This window comes from Sediminibacterium salmoneum NBRC 103935, assembly GCF_000511175.1.
Lineage (GTDB): Bacteria > Bacteroidota > Bacteroidia > Chitinophagales > Chitinophagaceae > Sediminibacterium > Sediminibacterium salmoneum.
Genome location: NZ_KI866530.1, coordinates 874,467 through 898,444, shown reverse-complemented (window position 1 = coordinate 898,444; position 23,978 = coordinate 874,467). Strand labels below are relative to the sequence as shown.

At 39.1% G+C, this 23,978-nt stretch carries 19 protein-coding genes and 1 tRNA gene; 10 read left to right on the top strand and 10 right to left on the bottom strand.

Annotation, left to right across the window (positions count from 1 at the left end; translation table 11 throughout):
- Nucleotides 1–123: 123 nt before the first annotated feature.
- Both P767_RS15820 and P767_RS0104360 read right to left on the bottom strand, forming a co-directional pair.
- Nucleotides 124–579, bottom strand: a complete 456-nt coding sequence (locus P767_RS15820; RefSeq protein ID WP_051417109.1) for a DUF3276 family protein — start codon at nt 577–579, stop codon at nt 124–126.
- Between the two features lie 118 nt (nt 580–697).
- Complete coding sequence (locus P767_RS0104360; protein WP_026763548.1) at nt 698–2,536, bottom strand: ABC transporter ATP-binding protein; 1,839 nt, start codon at nt 2,534–2,536, stop codon at nt 698–700.
- Nucleotides 2,537–2,617: 81 nt separating this feature from the next.
- Between P767_RS0104360 and P767_RS0104355 the strand changes: the two genes are divergently transcribed.
- A tRNA-Ser gene (locus P767_RS0104355) sits at nt 2,618–2,705 on the top strand.
- Nucleotides 2,706–2,914: 209 nt separating this feature from the next.
- Here P767_RS0104355 and P767_RS0104350 read toward each other — a convergent pair.
- Together P767_RS0104350 and P767_RS0104345 are read right to left on the bottom strand one after the other, a co-directional pair.
- Nucleotides 2,915–3,316, bottom strand: coding sequence for a GreA/GreB family elongation factor (locus P767_RS0104350; RefSeq protein WP_037351619.1), 402 nt, complete (start codon nt 3,314–3,316; stop codon nt 2,915–2,917).
- A gap of 4 nt (nt 3,317–3,320) precedes the next feature.
- Entirely contained in the window at nt 3,321–4,880 is a 1,560-nt protein-coding gene (locus tag P767_RS0104345) for an FMN-binding glutamate synthase family protein (protein WP_051417107.1), read from the bottom strand.
- Nucleotides 4,881–5,152: 272 nt separating this feature from the next.
- On the opposite strand from P767_RS0104345, the gene ric reads away from it, so the two are divergent.
- Genes ric through P767_RS0104320 form a run of 5 tightly spaced genes read left to right on the top strand, consistent with a single transcriptional unit; the run spans nt 5,153 to nt 8,975 of the window.
- Nucleotides 5,153–6,133: an iron-sulfur cluster repair di-iron protein gene (gene ric, locus P767_RS0104340; protein ID WP_026763545.1), complete on the top strand. Its 981-nt coding sequence runs from the start codon at nt 5,153–5,155 to the stop codon at nt 6,131–6,133.
- A complete protein-coding gene (locus P767_RS0104335; protein WP_026763544.1) occupies nt 6,127–6,927 on the top strand; it encodes a DUF2249 domain-containing protein in 801 nt (266 codons plus the stop codon). Before ric ends, P767_RS0104335 begins: the two co-directional genes overlap by 7 nt.
- 4 nt (nt 6,928–6,931) lie before the next feature.
- Nucleotides 6,932–8,236: a cytochrome c oxidase subunit I gene (locus tag P767_RS0104330; protein ID WP_026763543.1), complete on the top strand. Its 1,305-nt coding sequence runs from the start codon at nt 6,932–6,934 to the stop codon at nt 8,234–8,236.
- Nucleotides 8,217–8,543 (top strand): metal-sulfur cluster assembly factor, encoded by a 327-nt coding sequence (locus tag P767_RS0104325; RefSeq protein WP_051417105.1) that lies wholly within the window; start codon nt 8,217–8,219, stop codon nt 8,541–8,543. The genes P767_RS0104330 and P767_RS0104325 overlap by 20 nt, the downstream gene beginning before the upstream one ends.
- Nucleotides 8,544–8,975, top strand: a complete 432-nt coding sequence (locus P767_RS0104320; RefSeq protein WP_026763541.1) for an RrF2 family transcriptional regulator — start codon at nt 8,544–8,546, stop codon at nt 8,973–8,975.
- Here P767_RS0104320 and P767_RS0104315 read toward each other — a convergent pair.
- From P767_RS0104315 to P767_RS0104295, 5 genes are all read right to left on the bottom strand, one after another.
- Nucleotides 8,964–10,487: a sulfatase family protein gene (locus tag P767_RS0104315; protein WP_026763540.1), complete on the bottom strand. Its 1,524-nt coding sequence runs from the start codon at nt 10,485–10,487 to the stop codon at nt 8,964–8,966. The genes P767_RS0104320 and P767_RS0104315 overlap by 12 nt on opposite strands.
- A 67-nt stretch (nt 10,488–10,554) precedes the next feature.
- Nucleotides 10,555–11,007, bottom strand: a complete 453-nt coding sequence (locus tag P767_RS0104310; protein WP_026763539.1) for a NanQ anomerase/TabA/YiaL family protein — start codon at nt 11,005–11,007, stop codon at nt 10,555–10,557.
- 4 nt (nt 11,008–11,011) lie between these two features.
- Complete coding sequence (locus P767_RS17495; RefSeq protein WP_051417102.1) at nt 11,012–12,940, bottom strand: T9SS type B sorting domain-containing protein; 1,929 nt, start codon at nt 12,938–12,940, stop codon at nt 11,012–11,014.
- Between the two features lie 34 nt (nt 12,941–12,974).
- On the bottom strand, nt 12,975–15,089 hold the full coding sequence (locus tag P767_RS0104300; protein ID WP_026763538.1) for an endonuclease MutS2: 2,115 nt from the start codon (nt 15,087–15,089) through the stop codon (nt 12,975–12,977).
- Between the two features lie 45 nt (nt 15,090–15,134).
- Nucleotides 15,135–15,611, bottom strand: coding sequence for a hypothetical protein (locus P767_RS0104295; RefSeq protein WP_157611361.1), 477 nt, complete (start codon nt 15,609–15,611; stop codon nt 15,135–15,137).
- Between the two features lie 177 nt (nt 15,612–15,788).
- Here P767_RS0104295 and msrA point away from each other — a divergent pair, with 177 nt between their 5' ends.
- The 3 genes from msrA to P767_RS0104280 are packed head-to-tail and all read left to right on the top strand — an operon-like array spanning nt 15,789 to nt 19,672.
- Nucleotides 15,789–16,445 carry a peptide-methionine (S)-S-oxide reductase MsrA gene (msrA, locus tag P767_RS0104290; protein ID WP_037351618.1) on the top strand — a complete coding sequence of 219 codons (657 nt, stop codon included), beginning with the start codon at nt 15,789–15,791 and terminating at the stop codon, nt 16,443–16,445.
- Nucleotides 16,446–16,475: 30 nt separating this feature from the next.
- The gene (locus P767_RS0104285; RefSeq protein ID WP_051417099.1) at nt 16,476–18,176 is read left to right on the top strand and encodes a M1 family metallopeptidase; all 1,701 of its coding nucleotides are present in this window, start codon (nt 16,476–16,478) and stop codon (nt 18,174–18,176) included.
- Nucleotides 18,177–18,181: 5 nt separating this feature from the next.
- Entirely contained in the window at nt 18,182–19,672 is a 1,491-nt protein-coding gene (locus P767_RS0104280; protein WP_026763534.1) for a polysaccharide biosynthesis C-terminal domain-containing protein, read from the top strand.
- Between the two features lie 27 nt (nt 19,673–19,699).
- On the opposite strand, the gene P767_RS17490 is transcribed toward P767_RS0104280, so the two are convergent.
- On the bottom strand, nt 19,700–20,398 hold the full coding sequence (locus P767_RS17490; protein ID WP_051417098.1) for a C40 family peptidase: 699 nt from the start codon (nt 20,396–20,398) through the stop codon (nt 19,700–19,702).
- A gap of 94 nt (nt 20,399–20,492) precedes the next feature.
- Here P767_RS17490 and dnaE point away from each other — a divergent pair.
- Nucleotides 20,493–23,978, top strand: a 3,486-nt coding sequence (gene dnaE, locus P767_RS0104270) for a DNA polymerase III subunit alpha (protein ID WP_026763533.1), incomplete at its 3' end; no start/stop codon positions are given.

Genomic DNA, 23,978 nt, shown 5'->3' with positions numbered 1-23,978 from the left:
GAGCATCGGAGAGAAAGGCATTGAAATTAAAGCATCTGAAATCAAGAAATAATTAGCGACTTATGGTCATAGAAAAACCCCGAAATTTCGGGGTTTTTTTTATGTAAGCAAGCAATTGAAAAACTACCATTTGTCTACTTCTTCAGTAGCTGTGTCGTTTACAACAGGGGCTTCATTTACAGGAGCCACAGCTGTTGGTGTGTATGCTGGTGCTGGTTCAGCAACCGGAGCATCATTGGCTTCTACATTTTCTGGTGCATAATTTTCACCCTCTCCCTCTCCTTCCGGATACTCGTGGTTAAATGCATCAAAATCAAAGTCAGGCATCAGATCTGTTTTAACAAAATCTACTGCTTCTCCCAGTGCTTTAATAAATTTATTAAAGTCTTCTTTGTACAGAAAAATTTTGTGACGGTCATAACCATTGTTATCAAAGCGTTTGCGGCTTTCAGTAATGGTTAAGAAATAATCATTGCCACGTGTTGCCCTTACATCAAAAAAGTAAGTTCTTCTCTTTCCTGCACGGATGCGAGTGCTGTACACACTCTCCATTTTTTTGTCGTTGTTCTCGTACGCCACAGTTATTAGTGTTTGGTTAACAGTTTGTTAATGGTTAAAAATAGGAGTTGTTTCGGAATTACCAAAAATTTCCAATAAATAATCAACAAAAATGATTTACTGCTTTAGTGTTGCAACGCTAAATTTGGGTATCTTGGTGGGCAGCGGCTTCCAGCTGCATTCGGTATAGTTCGGCATAGTAACCGTTCTGTTGCATTAATTGATCATGGGTACCTTTTTCTGCCATTTTACCGTCTTCCAGTACAATGATCTGATCAAAATGAAAACCGGAAAAAATGCGATGCGTAATAATGATTGCTGTTTTGTCCTGTAAGTAGTTGTATAAATGACCAATAATATGTTTTTCTGTTTTGGCATCCACAGCACTTAAACAATCGTCGAACACAATAATTTCCGGGTTTTTAATCAAGGCACGTGCTATAGAAATTCTTTGCTTTTGTCCTCCGCTCAGTGTAACGCCTCTTTCCCCAATCATGGTTTCATACCCGTTTTCAAATCCCATGATTTCATTGTGTATGCTGGCGCTTTTAGCAGCTTCTTCAACCCTTTCAATAGGTGTGTCGGGTGCTACCCCAAAACGGATATTGTTGGCTACGGTATCGCTAAAAAGGAAAATGTCTTGCTGCACATAACTGATGTTTTGGCGAAGCTTTTGTAAGCTGTACATATGCAGCGGTTTTGATCCCACTGTAATAGACCCTTTATCAGGTTCATAAAAACGCAATAACAACTGAGCCAATGTGGATTTTCCGCTACCTGTTTTTCCCAGTACCAGAATTTTTTCACCGCGGTTAATTTGTAAACTCAGGTTTTGAATGGCTTTTATTCCAGTGTCGGGATAAGTAAAATCTACCTGTTTAAATTCAATGGTACCTGTTACCATTTCATCGGCTAAAACGGTCGGATGATCTTTAATAGCAGGCTCCAGTTGTAAAAACTCATTCAATCTTTTTTGCGAAGCTGCAGCACGTTGAATCATACTGGCGGTCCATCCAATAGCACTGACAGGGAAAGTCAGCATATTGATATAGATTACAAATTCAACAATTAGACCCACTTTAGAAGGGTCTTGCATGGCCTGCATCCCTCCCAGAAAAATGGTAATCAAAGTGCTGATGCCAATCATTAAAGCCATACTGGGAAAATACAGTGCCTCCACTCTGGCGAGCCCTATGGCATTCTGCTTGTATTTTTCACTGTTCTGATTAAAAAAACCGAACATGGCTTTCTCCTGTACAAAAGATTTAATTACACGTATACCGGAATAGGATTCCTGTGCATTGGTGGTTAAATTGGAAAGGTCCTCTTGAATGGATTCACTTTTTTTATTGATAATACTGTTGACCTTGTAAATGGTAATGGCCAGTAAAGGAAGTGGCGCTAATACCATTAATGTCAGGTTAACATCTTTGCTGAGCATGTTCACCAAACAAAATCCAATCAGCGTAATCAGGTTAATCAGGTACATCACTGCTGGTCCGGTGTACATCCGTACCCGGCTTACATCTTCGGCAATCCGGTTCATTAAGTCACCTGTGCTGTTTTGTTTGTAAAAAGCCGTGTGTAAACGCTGGTATTGCTGATAAACTTCATTTTTCTGATCAAATTCTATATGACGGCTCATTACTATAATAGTCTGACGCATGAAGAACATCAGCACTCCTCTTATGATGGCAATGCCTAAAATACTTAAACTGCAAAAGGCAATCAGCCAACCAAAACTCCAGTCTTTATTGCTAACCAGGGCTATGAATTTGTTCACGATGTCGCCCTCGGCGTGGTAAACAGCTGTCGGCTGGGCACCTGGCAGCTTTTGCTGAACCAGACTAATTACATAACCCGTAATCTGCGGGGCTAAAACCGCAAAATAATTGGAGGCAATTACAAAGAATATCCCAATAAAGAAACGCTTTCTATACTTCCAGAAATAATGATTTAACGAGGCTAATTCTTTCAAAAACTTTCAATTAGGATGCAAATATAGCTTTGAATGAAAATAAGTTTTGGATAAAAAAAATTCACCCCTTACTTTTGCCGCGGAGAGCTGGCAGAGTGGTCGATTGCGGCAGTCTTGAAAACTGTTGACTGTAACAGGTCCGGGGGTTCGAATCCCTCGCTCTCCGCCAAAACAAACAGATGTCCAGCCATTGGCTGGCATTTTTGTTTTAGGGAGCTGGCAAAGCTTGCTTTGCAGAGCGGACTAAAATAAAAAATGAAAGTTCGCTGAAGGCGAACGGACATCTGTTTGTATTGAGCCTCCCCCCCATTGGGATCAGCGAAGCTAATCCTCTGTAAAGAGGTAGAGAAGCCAATCCTCTGTAAAGAGGCAGCGCTGCTAATCCGGGTTATTTACGCGCAGAATGGTATAGGCTCTTTCTCCTGAAGGCATTTCCCACATAAATTCGTCCCCCTGCCTGTATCCAATTACTGCTGTCCCCATGGGTGCATAAACAGATACTTTCTTTAACTGAACATTGGCCTCGCCTGGCAATACCAATGTAAAACTGATTTCTTTTTTTGTAATTAAATCCTGCAAAGTAACTTCCGAATGAATTCGAATTACATCCTTCGGAAATGCATGTTTTTCCAATACCAGAGGATCGTTTTCTAATTCGGCCGCAAGTTTGCGGGCACTTTTAGATTCAATGGATTCATTATCGGCTACTAATCTGGTATGGTTCTTCAGGAGTTGATAATCTTCCTGTAACAGAATCAATTGTTTGGTTAATGGCTTCATATAGTTAATTTAATTGTGACATGGTTTTAGGTGAGATTGTCAGGGTGTCTTTAAAGTATATTTCTTCCAGCGATTTTGTTTCCAACTGGCTGATCCTTCTGAAAATATTGGCAGACTTAATATCTGATAACTCCTTATATCCACTTGACTCCATTAATTCAACTACCGCCTGAAGGGTATTTTTATGAAAATTGGCTACTCTTACTTTTTTGTCTGATGGATCCAGTCCTTTGTATAGATTTTCTTCCTGTGTTGCAATACCGACCGGGCATTTTCCACTGTCGCATTTGAGTGCCTGAATACAACCCAGGGAAAACATCATCCCTCTTGCGCTATAGCATATATCTGCCCCCAGGGATAATACTTTAATTATATCAAAGCCAGTGATAATTTTACCTGCTGCTATTAATCTGATATGTTTTTTCAGACCCATTTTAATTAGGGTAGTAGAAACAAAACTCACTGCTTCCATTAAAGGCATGCCTACATTATCGGTAAACTCCAGAGGAGCAGCACCCGTTCCTCCTTCTGCCCCATCAATCGTAATAAAATCAGGTACAATACCCGTTAGTTTCATTTGCTGACAGATATCTATAAATTCCTGTTTACTGCCAATACAAATTTTAAAACCCACCGGCTTCCCTCCTGATAATTGTCTTAATGTTTCCAAAAAATAAATCAGGCCTTTGGCGTCTGAAAATGCAGTATGCGCCGGTGGAGATACAATGGTTGTATTTACAGGTACATTTCTGATGGATGCAATTTCAGGGGTGTTCTTTGCTGCTGGAAGTATTCCACCATGACCGGGTTTAGCTCCCTGAGATAGTTTTAATTCAATCATTTTCACATTCGGCAAGCTGGCATTCTGCTGAAAAAGAACTTCGTTAAAATTTCCTGCATGATCTCTGCATCCGAAATATCCTGTTCCAATTTGCCAGATTAAATCACCACCCATTAAATGATAAGGACTGATTCCTCCTTCCCCTGTATTATGGGCAAAGCCACCCAGTTGCGCTCCGGCATTTAAAGATTCAATGGCAGTTTTACTTAAAGCTCCAAAACTCATTGCCCCAATATTTAAAATGCTAGCATCATAGGGTTGCATGCATTGTTTATTGCCAACAATCACTCGGGGCGATTTATTATTTATATGAACCGGATAAATAGAGTGTGCCATCCATTCATATCCGACTTGATTAGGATCTGTTTGCATTCCAAATGCAACAGTCTGCCTTACATTCTTGGCTCTCTGGTATACGATAGATCTTTGTCTTCTGTTAAAAGGCTTACCATCGGCATCTGATTCAAAGAAGTATTGGCGAAATTCGGGACGTATAGATTCAAAGAAATAACGCAAATAACCCACCAATGGGTAATTGCGTAGAATGGCATGTTTTTTCTGGGTTATATTGAATATAATAATTCCTAATAGTGGCAAACTGACGATTAACCACCAATAATAATTCGGGTTTAAATAGGCGGATCTTATGATTAGGGTATTGATAACCAAACCGGTTATTAATATAATACCACTAATCGAAATCGATGATTGATTTCGAGACATGATGTAAATAATTGAAGTGGAATAAAATAGTATAAGTATTACCCCGGGTGATACCTACTATTATCAGGCCGGGGTTATCGTACCAAAGGCTTTTGGTCTGGAGAAGCTATGTATACAAATTATTATCACAATGCAAAGGTAGGAAACAGTTCTGATTCCCCTCCTCCTATTTGTCTGTTAAATGTCATTTATACTACAATAAAAGTATTTAAATACTTTTATTGTTCAAAAAGTATATCTTTGGGTTATTCAATCACTTTAAAACTGATCCAATGTATACAGAAACAGAAAATATTTTAGATGTAACGGTATTGGAACCCAAACAAAAGCATCCAACCATTTTTGTAAGATTCGACATGCTTGAACCAGGGGATCATTTAACTATTCACAATGATCATGATCCTAAACCTTTGTATTACCAGTTATTAGGAGAAAGAGGAAATGTATTTTTCTGGGAGTATCTGGAAGAGGGTCCTGAATGGTGGAAGGTTAAAATTACCAGAAAAGAGGAAGGTTCAGCTGAAGAGTCCGTAGGTCAGCTGGCAGCCAATGATATCCGAAAGGCACAGATTTTTAAGAAATATGGAATAGACTTCTGTTGCGGTGGAAAAAAGTCTGTTAAGGAAGCTTGCAAAGCAAAGGGTATTGATGTTACAAAAGTAGAAAAGGAATTGCAGGATGCTGATAAGAATAAAGCAGTTAATCCGGGTTCAAGACCCATTGATTATACAAAGTGGAACCTTGATTTTCTGGTAGATTATATAGTGAATACACACCATAACTATGTAAAAACCAGTTTACCTGAAATTATTGGTTTTTCAGATAAAGTCTTTCGGGTTCATGGAAAAAGACACGAGGAATTGTTTCAGATTAATGAACTGGTAATAGCAATTAATGCTGAATTAAGTTCGCATTTATTAAAAGAAGAGAAAGTGCTATTTCCGTATATAAAATCACTCGTCTCACAGCAAAACAAAGAAGTACTACCCTTCTCAGAAAATTTTGGTTCTGTGCAAAGTCCTATAGCCATGATGGAGATGGAGCACGAAGAAGTGGGGAAACATTTAGCAACAATAAGAGCACTCACCAATAATTACGCGCTACCTTCTGATGCATGCAATAGTTACGGTATTCTTTATAAGTTCCTAGAAGAATTTGAAGAAGACTTACATATGCATATTCACCTGGAGAATAATATTTTATTTCCAAAAGCATTAGACCTTGAAGTAAAACTAAAACAAAATGAATGCTGATTGATGCAAATACCAGATTGTCTGCTATTTTAAAAGCAAGGCCTGATGCCCTGGAAGCTATTGTAAACATTTCTCCCAGGTTTCAAAAACTCAGGAACCCAATTTTGAGAAAAATAATGGCTCCCAGGACTTCTATTCAGATGGCTGCAGGTATTGGAAACTGCAGCGTTAATGACTTTTATACAAAACTGTCTGCTTTTGGTTTTGATTCTGTAAATACGGAAAGCATCAATGAGGCAGTTGAGTCCAGACCTCTGTTCATGCAATCAATTGTAAATGATGAGATAATTGATTTTGATGTCAGGCCCATTCTGGCTCAGGGGAATGATCCTCTAAAGTTGATAATGAATAAGATCAACAACATTCAACCAACTCAGACACTCAGGATTATTAATAGCTTTAGACCTACTCCATTGATGAAATTATTGTCTGATAAAGGATTTGAATCTTATGCAGAAAGAATTGCGGAGGATGTATTTCATATCTATTTTCACCAACATGAGCTGGTAACTGCCCCTAATATTCAGGAGAACAAGGATTCTATGGAATCATGGGACAAAGTATTGGCTGAGTTTCAGCATAAAATAGTGGAAATTGATGTGAGGAATCTGGAAATGCCTGGCCCAATGGAAGCAATTCTTCAGGCTATGCATACCCTTGAAAAAGGTGAAGCTTTATATGTATACCATAAAAGGGTTCCACTATATTTATTACCTGAACTGGCAGAAATGGAATTTAAGGTTTCAATTAATAAGCTGTCTGAATCTGATGTACGTTTGTTAATTTATAAATGAATAAATGTCTGTAGTTAATCATACTCCACTTACTAAAACAACTCACTGGAAAGCAGTGATTCCTTTCTATGGTTATGGTGCTATTGCACTTTTGGTAAGTACAGTATTACTTCTTTTATCTGCGAATAACTTACTGATTCATTATTTTTCCCCCGGTAATCTTGCTATTACACATTTGATGGCACTTGGATGGGGCACTATGATGATTTTAGGAGCAAGTCATCAGTTGATTCCCGTTTTAATTGAATCTGAATTGTATAGTATTAAACTGGCAATGTTAACATTTTTGCTTGCAGGGATTGGCATTCCATTATTGGTAGTTGGATTTTACGAGTTTAATATGGGAGCTCCTGCTAAATGGGGCGGAAGATTGATTGTTTTATCTGTTATTGTCTATTTATATAATCTATTCAAAAGTATTAAGAACAGTAAGAAGGAAAATGTACACGCCCTTTTTTTATTTACTGCAACAGCCTGGTTGCTGGTTACTTCTACTTTAGGTCTGATGCTGGTGTATAATTTTTCCTTTCCGTTATTTCAAAAAAATTCTGTTGATTATTTACCATTACATGCCCATGTTGGAATTGTTGGATGGTTCTTGCTGACCATTATTGGTGTTGGATCAAAATTGATTCCCATGTTTTTGATTTCAAAATATTTTAATGCCAAAAGCCTTTGGCGTATTTATGGGTTAGTCAATATTGGTTTAATATTATTTGTTTTGCTTTTTTTGTATTCGGAATCCTTGATGGTTTTATTTATTCCGGTTTTATGCATTCTTGCAGCTATCCTATTGTTTATAGATTATTGCTATATGGCATATAAGCAACGCATTAAACTAAGGGTGGATGAACCTATGAAAATTTCTTTGCTTGCCATAATGCTTAATTTACTCCCAGTATTATTGCTGCTTCTAATAATGAGTCTCGTTGCTTTTTCCAATAGGGTTAGTATTTCTGTTGTAATGGGATACGGATTTATTATATTCTTTGGTTGGATTACAGCAATCCTTTTTGGAATGACATTTAAAACCCTGCCATTCATTGTTTGGAACAGAGCATTTCAACATCAAAATCAAATAGCTGTAACGATAAATCCCAAAGACCTCTATAGTAAAATGATTTATAAATGGATGATCCTGTTTTACTGGACAGGTTTTTTAATCTTTTTTACCGGACTATTAATAAATATTGTTTTGTTGCTCTCCATTGGGTCTGGTTTATTGCTTTTGGCGGCCCTGTTTTATTGCTTGAACATAATTCGGCTCATTCTTTTTAAAGCACCCCGGGATGAACATAATAACAAATAATACGGCAATATGTGCCGATGCAATTGCTATTTTGCGTAAGGTAGAAGACCCTGAAATTGGGCTGAATATTATTGATTTGGGACTGGTTTATCAGATTGATTTTGATGTAGCAATCAAGAAGATATTTTGTACCATGACACTTACTACTCAGTTTTGCCCTATGGGAGATTCTATTCTGAATACGGTTAAGTTTACTTTGGAAAAGTTTTTTTTGGACTATTCAGCTGAAGTATATTTAACGTTTGAACCATCCTGGAATAGTGATAGAATCAGTGAGGTGGGTAAAATGTATTTAAATAAAAAATAGATGTTAAGTATTACCTGTAAAACTGCTATTAAGGCTACCATTTATCTGGCTTCAAAATTAGAATCAGAACAAAAGGCAAGTATTAAGGAAATTGCGGAATACATTGATGCCAGTGAGCATACGGTTGGGAAAATGTTGCAGACGCTGGTTAAAGAGAATATTATCAAGAGCGCAAAGGGACCTTCCGGTGGTTTTTTTATTACAGCCAGTCAAACTCAATTATCTGTTTTGAAAATTGTACTTGCTATTGATGGCGAAGATCGGTTCAATGAATGTGGGCTGGGCCTGAGTAAATGCTCATCAACACACCCCTGTCCTATCCACAATGACTATAAAATAATCAGGGATGGGTTTAAAAAGATTTGTGTGGAAAATAAAATAGCAGATCTAAGTGTGCCCTTTAATAAAGGGGTTGCTTTTTTAATGGGTTGATTCGTTAAATATATTTGCTGCCTCTTCGTCTTCATATTGTTTTATGAGTTGAAGTAATCTCCTTTTCAGATTCCCGGTGATTTTCTCATATTCTTTCTGTCCATATATATTCTTCATCTCTCCGGGATCTTTTTGTAAATCAAATAATTCCCAACCCTCAACACGGGTATAAAACCGGATTAATTTATATCTGCCTGTACTAATGCCAAAATGAGGAGAAACCGCATGTTCTCCATTTTCATAATAGTGGTAATACATGGCATCCCTGCCTTTTTTCTGATTCTTGTTTACCAAAGGCAAAAAAGATTTTCCCTGCATCTCGGCGGGCACCTGAACATTTGCTGCATCTAAAATGGTAGGTGCAATATCCAGATTCATGACCAGCTGCTCATTAATGCTTCCTGCCGTAATAACTCCCGGATAACGCATGACCATCGGGGTGCGAAAAGATTCCTCGTACATGAACCGCTTATCGAACCATCCATGTTCGCCCATATAAAATCCCTGATCACTTACATAAATAACAATGGTGTTTTTACTTAAGTTATGATTATCAAGGTAAGCCAGTGTGCGTCCGATATTTCTGTCTAAGGAAGCAGCAGTTGCCAGATAGTCCTGCATATATCGCTGGTACTTCCATTCTGTTAATGCCTTGCCGGTTAAGTTTTTTTGTTTTAAGTCGGTGTTCAAAGAATCATAGAATTCCATATAAGCTTTTCTCTGAGCCGGGTTCATTCTTTTAATGGATAACTCCTTCTCTTCTTCTGCTTTGTTTTCAAACATTTTTAAGTCGTATCCCATGCGCATCGTTTTGTCGATGGTCATATCCTGCACAGCAGCAGCGGCCCTTGTTTCATAACTGTCGTAAAAATTATCGGGCAATGGAAACCGGGTATTTGTAAAAAGTCTTAAATCTCTGGTATCAGGCATCCAGGTTCTATGGGTATTTTTATGACCTATAACCAGACAAAATGGTTTTGCGGTATCCCGCTTATTTAACCATTCTTCTGCTATGTCTTCCACCACATCCGATGCATAGCCCTCGAATCTTTTTCTTTCCCCATTCATCATTATAAAATCAGGGTTATAATAACTGCCCTGACCAGGCAAGACCTGCCAGAAACTAAATCCTTCCGGATTCGACTGCAGATGCCATTTGCCAATCCATGCGGTTTGATAACCTACTTTACCCAACTCTTTTATTAATGAATTCTGTGCCCCATTAAAATTGGCACTTACATTGTCTTTGAAGCCGTTTTTATGACTGTATTTGCCGGTTAAAATTACTGCTCTGCTTGGCCCGCAGATGCTATTGGTTACATATGCTTTATTAAAACGTACCCCTTCATTTGCTATTCTGTCAATATTCGGAGTTTGCATGAATTTACTGCCATAGGCACTAATGGTCTGATAAGCGTGGTCATCGGAAACGATGATGACTACATTGGGCCGTTGAGCAACTACCCAAAAATGATTTATAGCAAAGAAAAGTAACAGCGCGTATTTTCTCATTGAAAAAATTTATAAAATAAAAGCCAGGAATGATGTAGCCGCTTTCCTATGTTTATGTCAGCAATGCTTACAAGCGCACTTTTACTACCATTTTCCTGATCATGCCATCGCCAATCATGGGTGCATGAACATCTTCCGGAAAATAAATGGCAAAATGCCCGGGCATTAAATTAAAAAAGATTTCAGGGGCATCATCAAAAAACAGCACGTCTTTTTCCGGATTGTATTCACCTCTCGGGTTCATGCAGTTGTTACGTGATTTCCAACCAACCTTCTCTATGCCTTCATATACTATTTGTATGTCTATATAGCTATTATGACATTCAAAATAATCAGTGGATTCCTTTTCACTCACCAATGAATCCTGAATTACGATGGCACGGATATCATCTCCCTCCCATTTTGTTTCCCCAACTGGCATTTCATTTATGTTAGAAGCAGCAATAAAAGACATCGCTTTCTCAAACCTGGGATGCAGGGGCTGGTATTTTTTTATTTGTTCTAAAGCATCTACTATCATATAATTATCTAATTAAGTATATACTACCCGATAAAAGAGGTTCTCCATTTCCTCTGTTAATAATGAAATAATAAACGCCGGTCGGAACTTCCCTGCCATTCAGCATTCCATTCCAGCCCTTGAAATAGGGTTTTGTTTGAAAAACCACCTGTCCATATCTGTTAAATATACTAACAGAACCATTGGGATAGGTTTCCAATCCGGGTACAACCCATTGGTCATGTATTCCATCGCCATTGGGCGAAAAGGAATTAGGGGGATTGATACTGGCTAAAACCCTTACCATTGCAGTGTCTGAGCCAGAAGGACATCCATTGATTCCATAAGCTGTTAAAGCATACTGCTGGTTACTTAAAGGGCTCACCAATGGGGTTAATGAATTAGGGGGCATTAAATTAACCAATGGTTGCCAGGTAAATCCATTGTACTGGCCATCAATCTTACCTGATAAGGCTGTACTGTTTCCCTGCATAATTGTTTTGTCGGGGCCTGCATCCACTTGTGGAGGTTTTATAACCTGTACTGGAATAAAAAGGGTATCCGAACAAGCCTGTGCATTTTTAATGATTACCTGATATTGTGTTGTATCAACTGGCTTTACCCAGACAGATGATCCACTGTGAATGCTTGCACGGGTGCTGTTGTACCAGTCCTGTGTTGTGCCACCAATGGCTGTTAGCAATGTACTGTCACCCAGGCAAATAAGGGTATTCCCGGTAAAGCTTGCGTTTATGGCATTGTATGCCGTAACCCAAACTGTATCTGAAGATGAACATCCATTGGAAGTAGTTACGCTTACTACATATCTTCCTGTATCCGAACGGTTTACTGTTGCTAATTGCGGGTTTTTCTCTGTTGAACTAAAATTATTAGGCCCTGTCCATAAATAAGATAAATTGGATCCGGATCCGGAAGCTGCAGCCAAATTCACCATTCCGCCAATACATTGATTAATAACCTGGTTCCCTATTTTGGGCGCCTGCGCATTAATTTGAATTGATATTGGCAGAGAGGCGGTTTGACAGGAAGCAACTCCGGAATAGACCGATTCACTGGCCAATAACCGGTATTGAAAATTCCCTACATTGGTTGGGCTTCTGTTGAAACTGGTTTGATTGGCGTTGCTCAGATTATTCCAGCTCATTCCCGAATTGGTACTGATTTGCCATTGATACACCGGATTGTTGTACCCCTGTCCTACTTCCATAGAAAATAACATGGCATTCTGTTCATTAAAACAGACCGTTTTATTAAAAGTATTTACCCCGTCAATTTTGGCTGACATGGTTGGACCACAGGGTCTGAAAGTAATATCATCAATGGCCAGATCATTGCCGCATCCGTCACCGGCATTGCTGGTGATTTTCAATACAACGCTGTTAGTATTTATTGGTGGTTTGAATAAAAAACCAAACTGTTTAAAACTAAGAACACTTGTTTCATTAATATTACCGGTACTATAGGTTTCCAAAACAGTACCATTACCGGTTTCTATGGTAAAAGTTAAATTGGGCTTTATTCCATTGCCCCAGCAGCTGGCAGGTTTTAACACATTGGCCACCCAGGCACCAAATTCATAAGTAGTATTTCCACATAATCCTGTAATGGTTTCTACATAAAAAACACTGGGTACATTGGTTGCATTAATCAGCATCATTTTCCCTTCTTCGTCACCCGTATGGTCGCTGGTTATATCGTGCCAGGTATTGGTAAAGCAACCCAATGCGGAACTTACAATGGAATAATTGCCGTCGTTCGGGCAAGAATTGGCTACATAACCCAGGTTCGTGATACCGGGTTGCAGCGGGCCAGTCGGATTGCCTTTGTTTCCAAAACTAATATTTACAACAGGATTACCCAGACTGCCTGTACACAATTGTGCAGTAATCTGGGTTGTGAAAAATGTAAAAATGATTAGAAATAAATATTTCACTTGCTTGCTTCAGTCTGTAAAATACAGAATCTGATTAACTATTTTCTGAAGCCTCCTCAATTTTTGCCACTGCAATTAAATCGGATAAATCAACATTAATTGGTAGTGCGCCTATTTGAACGATTGCTCTTTTCCCCCGTATTTCCTTTACTTCGCCAACCTGGTAATTTTTTCTGAGTTTAACCAAAGTGCCGGGTTCTATTTCTGTATTTAATTCCCTGTATTTTTTATCAACTTTTTTAGCAAGCTTGTTAACTACAATGGTTTCCTTCTGTTTAAAGAGCAGGTTTTGCAGATTTTTAACTACTTCATTTTTATTCTCTGTTTTTTTCCAATCCAGTACAATTTGCTTGAGTTTTCGCTCCATATCTTTCAAGTACTGCAATCGCTCCTCTGTAATTTTATTCTGGTTCTTCAATAATTCTACCTGCTGCAGGTGTTTCTCCTTATTCATCACCTGCTCCATTTCCTTTTTCAACTTTTCATTTTCCCTCAGTAGCCGGTGCAGTTCTTTTTTCTCTTTTTCCAGTTGTTGAAGGTCTTGCTCGGTTCGGTTGAGCAATCTGTCCAGTTTAAAATGATCTTCTTCTACCAGTTTTCTTGCCCTGTTAATTAAATGTTTGGGAAGTCCAATTCGTTCAGCAATGGCAAAAGTGTAGGAACTGCCGGGTTTGCCAATAATCAATTTGTACATGGGCTGCAGGTTTACTTCATCAAACTGCATGGCTCCATTTAGAATTCCCTGGGTATGGTTGGCCATAACTTTCAAATTCAAATAGTGAGTGGTAACTACTCCGAAAGAATGTTTTCTGCCCAGTTCTTCCATAATTACTTCTGCAAAAGCACCTCCTAAATTCGGATCGGAACCGCTTCCCAATTCATCAATAAAAAACAGGGTTTTCCCATTGGCATTCTCCATAAAATGCTTCATATGCATTAAATGGCTCGAGTAAGTACTTAACTCAAATTGCAAGCTCTGTGTATCGCCAATATGAATGTATAATTGTTTAAATATCCCCATGACCGAATCGGGATGAACGGGAACCAGCAATCCGCTCTGAACCATCAGCTGGTTGAGTCCGATGGTTTTCATGGTCACTGTTTTTCCCCCTGCATTGGGCCCGCTGATTACCAGAATTCTGTTTTTATCATCCAGGTGAATATTAACCGGGATGGTTTTTTTACCAGCTGTTTTGTTATACAAGAACAACAATGGATGATAGGCTTCTATTAGTTGAACCACTGCTTTGTCCAGAACGGTTGGCATATGGGCATTCATTTCAATGGCCAGTTTTGCCTTGGCTCTTACGAAGTCAAACTCTCCAATAATCTGCAGATACTGCTGCAGTAACGGAGCATAAACCGACAAGTGAGCGGTTAAAGCCCTTAATATTTTTTGTACTTCTTTTGTTTCTTCATTTTCCAGTGCAAAAACATCGTTGTTGAGTTCAATGGTTTCTTCGGGTTCTATAAAAGCTGTTTTGCGGCTATCACTCTCCCCGTGTAAAATCCCTTTTACCTGTCTTTTGTATTCAGAGAAAACGGCAACCACTCTTCTGCCATTACTGAAACTTTCTTCTATATCTGCCGTATAACCGGCTTTAGCCATTTTCTGAACCATTTTTTCAAATACCCTTCTCAGTTCATTCCGCTTCTTATATAAGTTCAATCGTATTTTCTGCAATTCAGGGGATGCATTATCCAACACCACGCCCGATTCATCCAGGACTTCATTGATGGCAGTTACTATATTTTTTTCGTAATAGCTATCCTGCAAAACCATCGTCAGCCCGGGGTAAGCCATTCTCCTTTCGTTGTCGAACCAGCGAAAAACAGTACCCATGCTTTCCGTAAGTCGCTTTATCATCATCCATTGTTCACCAGTTAATAAAGCGCCAGGAATAGATAAAAGTTTTATATCCTTACTGATATTGGCTGTAAAATCGGCCGGAAAATATTGTTGTTGCTGAATGATTAATTTGTATTCAAAAGCCTGCCTTAACTCTCTGTCAATAAATTCTTTGCGGGTATGAATCCTGAGTTGCGAGGTTTTATTTTTGGAATAGTCTGTATGGCAAAATCCCGACAATGTCTCTTTCACTTTGTCAAATTCCAATTGAGTCAACGCCGATTCCGGGTACAAACGCATCATATTAGCCTTATTGAGAGCGCAAAGTTACATTGCGGCTTTCAATTAATGGGAATAACTCGGTATGGGTTGTTTTTGCTTTGCTGGAAATAACACGGTAAGCGAATAAAATATAAAAGCTACCTGAAGCAGCAGCTGGGCACCCAGAATAACATAGGTTGCCATAGTGGCTTCCATCCAGAGCTTATTCTCCGGTAAATCAAAAATGGGTGTACCTCTGTCAGGAGAGGAAGGTTGTATCACCTGATAGGTGAACATAAGGGCTATCAGTAAAAATATAGACAGTGCCACATGCAAAAAGTTAACCAATACATGGCCCTTGTCCTGATCCCGCATGAAGCGATGCATCAGATAAGGAATCAGAAAAATAGGAATATGGAAAATTAAAATATTGGTACTTAAAATAAAGGGAACCGAAACCCCGAAGTAAGGATCAATGCTGAGCGCATCATAGAAGTGATATAACGCAAAAAAGAGCAGCAGTGGCATAGCCAGTAGCAGCGACTCTATGCGCAGAGACATATACTTCCAAAATTGGGACTGAAAGCTCATAATAGGTTACGGTATCACAAATTTATCTTAAAATATCATTTTCTACCTATTAAGCGTTTAAATATCCTTGTTTCGTATGTAATGGTGTAGGAATTCAACAAAAATACCAAGCTGTTTGTAGTTATAATCTGTAGTTAAATCAACAACATGAAAAAAACTTATTTATTTCTGACTTTTCTCTCTGCCTGGATGGTCGCCTGTGCATTCACAGAAAAAGCGAATCCAGTTACTGTTAATAAGCCCCAAAATATGAATACAATGAATGCAAAATTAGATACTGCCACATTTGGTGAAGGATGTTTCTGGTGTACCGAAGCCTTTTTTCAGCGATTGAAAGGTGTTAAAGAGGTAATCAGCGGATATGGTGGTGGGTTTGTTGAAAATCCAACTTATGAGCAAGTCTGTGATAAAAATACCGGACATATTGAATTGGCCAGAATTGTTTTTGACCCTGCCGTCATTACCTATGATGAACTATTAGAAGTATTCTGGAAAACCCATGATCCAACCACCTGGGATCAGCAAGGGAATGATATTGGCCCTCAGTACAGATCTGCCATTTATTATCACAATGCAGAACAAAAGGAAAAAGCAGAAAAATACAAAGCGGCTTTGGATAAAAGCGGAGCCTGGTCTAATCCAATTGTAACCATCATTGAGCCTTTCAAGAATTTTTATCCGGCTGAAAATTACCATCAGAATTATTATAACAACAACAAGAATCAGGGATACTGCCGATTTGTGATTGCCCCTAAACTGGAGAAATTCGAAAAGGTATTTAAAGACAAACTGATAAAGCAATAGTCAAAATATATAAAGTGCTACTTTTAGCAAATGAAACTCCTTCGTTTGTTATCAGTCGGTTTATCCCTTTTGTTGGCGCTGAATAGTCAGGCGCAAAAAAAACAGTCTGCTGCCTTTTCCAGGGCAGATACACTTCGGGGTAGTATTACACCGGAAAGGGCCTGGTGGAATCTCCTGCATTATGATATCAGGGTTCAACCCGACATTGTTGCACAAACCATTAAGGGGTCTGTAAGTATTCAATTCAAAGCATTGCAAAAGCCTTTAAAAATGCAGGTCGATTTGCAACAGCCATTGAAAATTGACAGCATTATCTGGCAGAAAGGGAAAAAGGAAAAACTCATTTTCCAACGTTCGGGGAATGTGGCAATGGTAACAATGCCTGCCTTTTTGAAAGCAGGTATGGAGGGATTGGTAACGGTTTATTATCAGGGCGTACCAAGGGCAGCCGTAAGAGCTCCCTGGGATGGAGGTATCAGCTGGTCTAAGGATGAGCTTGGTAATCCTTTTGTTGCTACATCCTGTCAGGGACTCGGTGCGAGTGTATGGTGGCCCTGTAAAGATCATCAGTATGATGAGCCAGAATTGGGGGTAACCATTGGTGTCAGGGTTCCGGACACATTAATGAATGTTTCCAATGGAAGACTAATCGAAACCATTCAACACGAAGACAAAACAAAATCCTGGGTGTGGCAGGTTAAATCGCCCATCAATAATTATAGTGTTAGTATGAACATTGGTAAATATGTTCAATTCAAAGAAAACTATCAGGGAGAAAATGGAAATCTTGATCTTACCTATTATGTTTTGCCACAAAACCTGAACGGAGCCAAGAAGCAATTTGAGCAGGTAAAGCCCATGATCAAATGTTTTGAACACTGGTTTGGCCCCTACCCTTTTTATTCCGATGGATTTAAACTGGTTGAAGTGCCCTATCTGGGGATGGAGCACCAGAGCAATGTGGCTTATGGAAACAAATACCAGAATGGTTATTTAGGAAGGGATTTGTCAGGAACTGGTTGGGGCCTTAAATGGGATTTCATTATTATTCACGAAAGCGGACACGAATGGTTTGGTAACAATATTACTTCAGTTGATATTGCCGATATGTGGATACATGAAGGGTTTACCAATTATTCCGAAACATTATTTACGGAATGCATGGATGGAAAATCAGCAGGCAATGCCTATAACAAAGGCGCTAGAAGAAATATAAAAAATGACAAACCTATTCTGGGCGTTTACAACGTGCACAATACAGGCAGTGGTGATATGTATCCCAAAGCCTCTGCTATGATTCATACCATCAGAATGTCTATGAACAATGATGAAAAATTCAGACAATTGTTAAGACACCTGAATAAACGCTTTTTTCATAAACAGGTAACCACTGACATGATTCAAAAGGAAATGTCTGCGTTTGCAGGATATAATTTGAAAACCGTTTTCAAGCAGTATTTAACTACCACACAAATACCTGAATTGGAATACCAGTTATCTGCTGACGGAAGACAGTTGAAATACCGGTATACCAACGCTGTTCCTGATTTTAACTTACAATTACCTCTTACAACAGGGAATGATATCTTAGTTTTGAAACCGAAAGTAAAACAATGGCAATTGCTTCAGCTAACCCAGAAACAAGCTGCAGGATTAGATCTGGAGAAATTAGCCGATTATTTTTACATCGTGATAAATGGACGCAAAGAAGCTCAGATTAAAATGAATTAGGCTACATGGGAACCATCAGAAAACAAACTATTATTTCCAGCTTTCTGGTATACATAGGGTTCTTTATAGGAGCCATTAATATGTATTTCTATACCAAGGATGGTTCCTTTACGCTGGAGCAATTTGCCCTGACCCGGATATTTTTTGACTTTGCACAAAATATGTATGCTTTTGGTGCTTTGGGTGTGATTCCTGTGATTTACAAATTTTACCCTTATTACAAAGACAACCTGGAGAAACACCGAATTGACCTGATGACCTGGGGTATGCTGGCTGCTTTGATTGGTTTTATACTGGTATTAACTGCTGGATGGTATTTCAGGCCTTTTTTTGAATCTCAGTTTATTGAGAAATCCAAATTAATAGTAGACTACTATTACTGGATGTTTCCCTTTGCTTTGGGGATGTTGTTTTTCTCAGTATTGGAAGGATTTTGCTGGGCATTGCAGCAAACGGTATTCTCTAATTTTTTAAAGGAAACCGGACTTAGAATTATCACCAGTATTTTCATTGCCCTCTATTATTTCAAATTAATTTCATTTGAGTCCTTTGTTTATTTCTTTGCTTTTTTATACCTGATTATTTTCCTCATTCTACTTAGTTATTTATACTATACCCGTCAGCTACATTTTCCTACAACCATCAGCAGGGTTACCAGAAAATTCTGGAAGAAAATGCTGGGAATGCAGGCTTTAATATACAGTGGTACAGTAATTGCCTCAATTGCAGCAACCATTGATAGTTTCATTATTGCCAAGTTTCAGGGTCTGGCTGTGGTTGGTGTTTTCGGGTTGGCTCAATATGCGGCGAATCTGATACAAGTTCCTCAGCGAAGCATACAGGCCATTTCTGCAGGCGTTTTGTCCCGTGCATGGAAAGACAAGGATATGGATGAAATCAAGCGGATTTACAAGCGCTCCTGTATTAACTTATTAATCATGGCGCTGTTTATTTTCGGGAATCTTTGGCTGAATGTTGCAGATGGAATGCGTGTGCTTCATATTCAACGGGAATACGAAGCAGGCATTGCCACGATTTTTATTTTGGGTATGGTAAGAATCATTGATGCAGGAACGGGCTTGAATGCCATGGTTATTAATACATCCACTTACTGGCGTTTTGATTTTATCAGTGGGGTTATTTTACTGGCTTTCAGATTGCCGCTAACCTATTATTTAATTATGCATTACGGAATCATTGGTTCTGCTTTTGCTGAATTGTTTGCCTATAGCTTATATAATTTTATTCGCTTCGAGTTTCTACGCCGTAAATTCCGGATGCAGCCATTTGATCATAAAACCTTACTGGCGCTTTTATCGGCAGCTATATCTTTTGGTATCCCCTTCTTTATTTTTCAGGACAGGGAAGGTTGGATTCCTATCTTTTTAAGAAGCATTCTTTTCTCGGGATTATTTATTTTTTCTGTATTTAAACTGGCTTTAACACCAGATGCAGGTCAATTATATCACAATTTCATGAAGCGCTTTGCTAAGTAATACCCGATCCGAATTCTTAGTTTTAATTTAACGCATTCTGCCGCCACCTCTGAATTTGGGATTCCAGTATTTGTCGTTTAAATCTGATATGGTTACGCCTTGAGAAGTAGAAGCGTGTAAAAATTTATTGTTCTGCATATAAACTCCAACATGCGAAATCCCTCTGCCACCGGTATTAAAAAAAACCAGGTCTCCTTCCTGCAGTTCATCAATTGGAATGGGTTGCATAATGTTGAATTGCTCCTGAGAAGTTCTGGGTAATTGAATATTGTAGATCTCTTTCATGATTACCTGAGTAAATGCGGAACAGTCAATGCAGTTCATGGTACTGCCACCAATACAATATCGGGTCCCCCACCATTTATCCATCAACTCAAGCAAGGGAATATTCGTTAATTCTTCCGCAGGCATATCCATTACAATGGCATATTTTAATTGTAGCCAGCTGGCTTTTTCCAAATCTGCTTTAGTAGGCGGATTTCCATTACCACTGCTATTGGTTTTATTTTTTGTGGTTGTGGCAGAACTGGAAGTCTTGTGTTTGGTTGTAGTAACAGTACCCAGGGTTACTTCAATTCCATTGATAAATTCCCTTTTTTCTGTTCCGTAAACTTTTGTTACCGTTTTTTGAGTTGAATTATCTTTATTTACGAGGTTTCTTACAGTATTACAGCTACTCATCACCAGCACTGCCACCAATAAATTAATATATAATTTACGCTTCATATGGGCTGCAATTTACTGGGTTTATCCTAATGTGGAAAATTGACACTTTGTAATGGGGTGGCAAAGGCCGAACTTTGATAACTATTTTCTTTCTATGGCCCAATTTTCACACTTACATGTACATACTCAGTATTCCTTACTGGATGGCGCAGCTCCAATAGATGAACTCTACAAAAAAGCCGCTGCCCACCAGATGCCTGCCCTTGCCATAACCGACCATGGCAATATGTTCGGAGCTTTTGATTTTGTAAGTCAGGCCTGGAAGAATACAAAAGTGATTGGTAAGGATGCCAATGGAAAAGACATCACCACTCCTGTTGTTAAGCCAATTGTAGGCTGTGAGTTTTATGTGGTGAAAGACAGACATATTAAAACATTTACCAAAGAGTCAAAAGACAATCGCTTTCACCAGGTTTTGCTGGCAAAGAATGCCATTGGTTATCAGAATTTGGTAAAGCTGACTTCATTGGGCTATATAGAGGGAATGTACAGCAAGTACCCAAGAATTGATAAGGAACTTATTGAAAAATACCATGAAGGTTTAATTGCTACAACTTGTTGTATTGGCGCCTATGTGCCACAAACCATTTTGCATCAATCCGAAGAAAATGCAGAAAAAGAATTTAAATGGTGGCTCGACTTATTTGGTGAGGACTATTACATTGAAATTCAAAGGCACGATATTAAAGAACAGGAACTGATTAATCAGACCCTGTTAAAATTTGCTAAGAAATACAATGTGCCGGTTATTGCTACCAACGACAGTCACTATGTAGAGAAGGATGATGCCAATGCACATGATATTTTGTTGTGCATTAATACAGGTGAAAAACAAAGCACTCCCGGTTTTGATGATTTTGTGAATGACGAGGTTCAGATAAAAAACAGAAGATTCAAATTCCCCAACGATCAGTTCTATTTCAAGACGCCGGAAGAAATGGCTAAGCTGTTTCATGATATTCCTGAATCGCTCGACAATACCAACCAGATTGTTGATAAGGTAGAGGTTCTGAATTTAAAGAAAGACATACTCCTCCCCGCTTTCCCTATTCCCAAAGAGTTTCAGATACATGCAGATGCCAATCTGAATCAATGGGAATTATTAAAACACCTTACTTACGAAGGTGCCAAAATCAGGTACAGTGAAATTACGCCTGAAGTTCAGGAGCGGATAGATTTTGAATTGTTTACCATTAAAACCATGGGCTTTGCCGGGTACTTTCTCATTGTAAGCGATTTCATAAAGGCAGGAAGAGATATGGGTGTTTTTATTGGACCGGGCCGTGGCTCAGCAGCCGGATCTGTAGTGGCTTACTGCATTGGAATTACCAATATTGATCCCATTAAATACAACCTGCTTTTTGAGCGTTTCCTGAATCCGGACCGTAAGAGCATGCCCGATATTGATACGGATTTTGATGATGAAGGCAGACAGAAAGTAATTGATTATGTGGTTCAGAAATACGGAAAAAGTCAGGTAGCTCAGATTGTTACTTATGGTACCATGGCTGCCAAGATGAGTATCAAAGACGTTGCCCGTGTACTGGACCTTCCACTTTCAGAAAGTAACTTGTTGGCAAAGCTTGTTCCTGATAAACCCGGTACAGAACTGGGTCGTGTATTGAAAGCGCCTATTACTGTAAAGGAAGGACCTAAATCACTGGAAGAGAAAGAAGGATATCAGCAGGAAGACATAGATAATGTAAAGAAACTTCGGGAGATTTATAATGGATCCGATTTAAGGGCACAGGTACTGAAGGAGGCCGAAAGACTGGAAGGCTCTGTAAGAAATACTGGTATACATGCTGCGGGAATCATTATTGCCCCGAAAGACCTTACAGACCTGATTCCTGTTGCAACCGCCAAAGACTCCGACTTGTGGGTCACACAAATTGAAGGAAGTATTATTGAAGATGCAGGGGTTATTAAGATGGACTTTCTGGGTTTAAAAACCCTTTCCATTTTGAAGACAGCCTTGGAATTGATACAATTAAACCATGGCGTAACCATCGATTTGGATACGATTCCACTGGACGATGAAAAGACTTTTCAGTTATATCAAAGTGGTCAGACCAATGGTACTTTCCAGTTTGAAAGTGTGGGCATGCAAAAATACCTACGCGAATTAAAGCCGGATAAGTTTGATGACCTGATAGCCATGAACGCCCTGTATCGTCCGGGACCAATTGCCTATATCCCCAATTTCATCGCCCGTAAACATGGCAGGGAAGCCATCAGTTACGATATCGAAGAAATGAAGGAATACCTGAGCGATACCTATGGTATCACAGTTTACCAGGAACAGGTAATGTTGCTGAGTCAAAGCCTTGCCGGTTTTTCCAAAGGAGATGCGGACGTGTTGCGAAAAGCCATGGGTAAGAAGCAGAAATCGGTGTTGGATAAAATGAAAGCTCAGTTTATTAACGGGGCTTCTGCAAAAGGACATCCAGCCGATAAGCTCGAAAAAATCTGGACCGACTGGGAAGCATTTGCACAATACGCTTTCAATAAATCTCACTCTACCTGTTATGCATTTGTGGCGTATCAGACAGCTTATTTAAAAGCCCACTACCCTGGAGAATATATGTCTGCGGTATTGAATCACCAGGGCAATATTGAAAAAATCACCTTCTTTATGGAAGAGTGTAAACGCATGGGCATTAATGTGCTTGGACCTGATATTAATGAATCTTTAAAAGGTTTTGCCGTAAATGCCAAAGGTGAAATTCGCTTTGGTCTGGGGGGATTAAAGGGCGTTGGTGAAATGGCGGTTGAAGCCATTATTGCAGAACGCCAGAAGAACGGACCGTATTTGGATGTGTATGATTTTGTACAGCGGGTACTGCAAAAATCGGTAAATAAAAAATCATTGGAAAGCCTGGTATATTCAGGAGCTTTCGATTGTTTCCCGGAATTGCACAGGGCGCAGTATTTTAAAATGGCAGAAGGAGAAAGATTAACCGGACTGGAAAAAATTGTGAATTACGGGCAAGTGCAACAGAGTTTGAGTACTGGTACATCCAATACTTTATTTGGTGACCTCCCTACTGCCATGCATGTTCCCAAACCCAAGATAGCTCCCTGTGAGCCCTGGACATTAACGGAGTTGCTGAATTATGAAAAAGAAGTAACAGGGATGTTCATGAGTGGGCATCCGCTGGATCATTTCAGGTTCGAGCTGAAACATTATGAAATAACCGGTATCGCCGAATTTAATGAAGCCAGAGATGCATTAACCGAAGGGGCCAGCCTGGGCAAAATGTATCGGGTAGCAGGTTTGGTAACAGATGTACAACACCGGGTTACCAAGACCGGTAAAAACTTCGGTTCTTTTGTAATTGAAGATTACAGCGGGAAAACGGAGTTTACATTATGGAGCGAAGACTATATCAGGTTCAAGGATTACCTGGAGAAGGGACAGAATATTCTGCTTAACGGAAGTTTCAGGAACAGGTTTAATCAACCCAATGTATTCGAATTCAAGATATCGAGTATGTCATTACTCGAGACGGTAAAGCAGGTATTGACCCGATCGGTGGAAATTAATATGCATCCATCGGCTATTACCCCTGCCATGGTT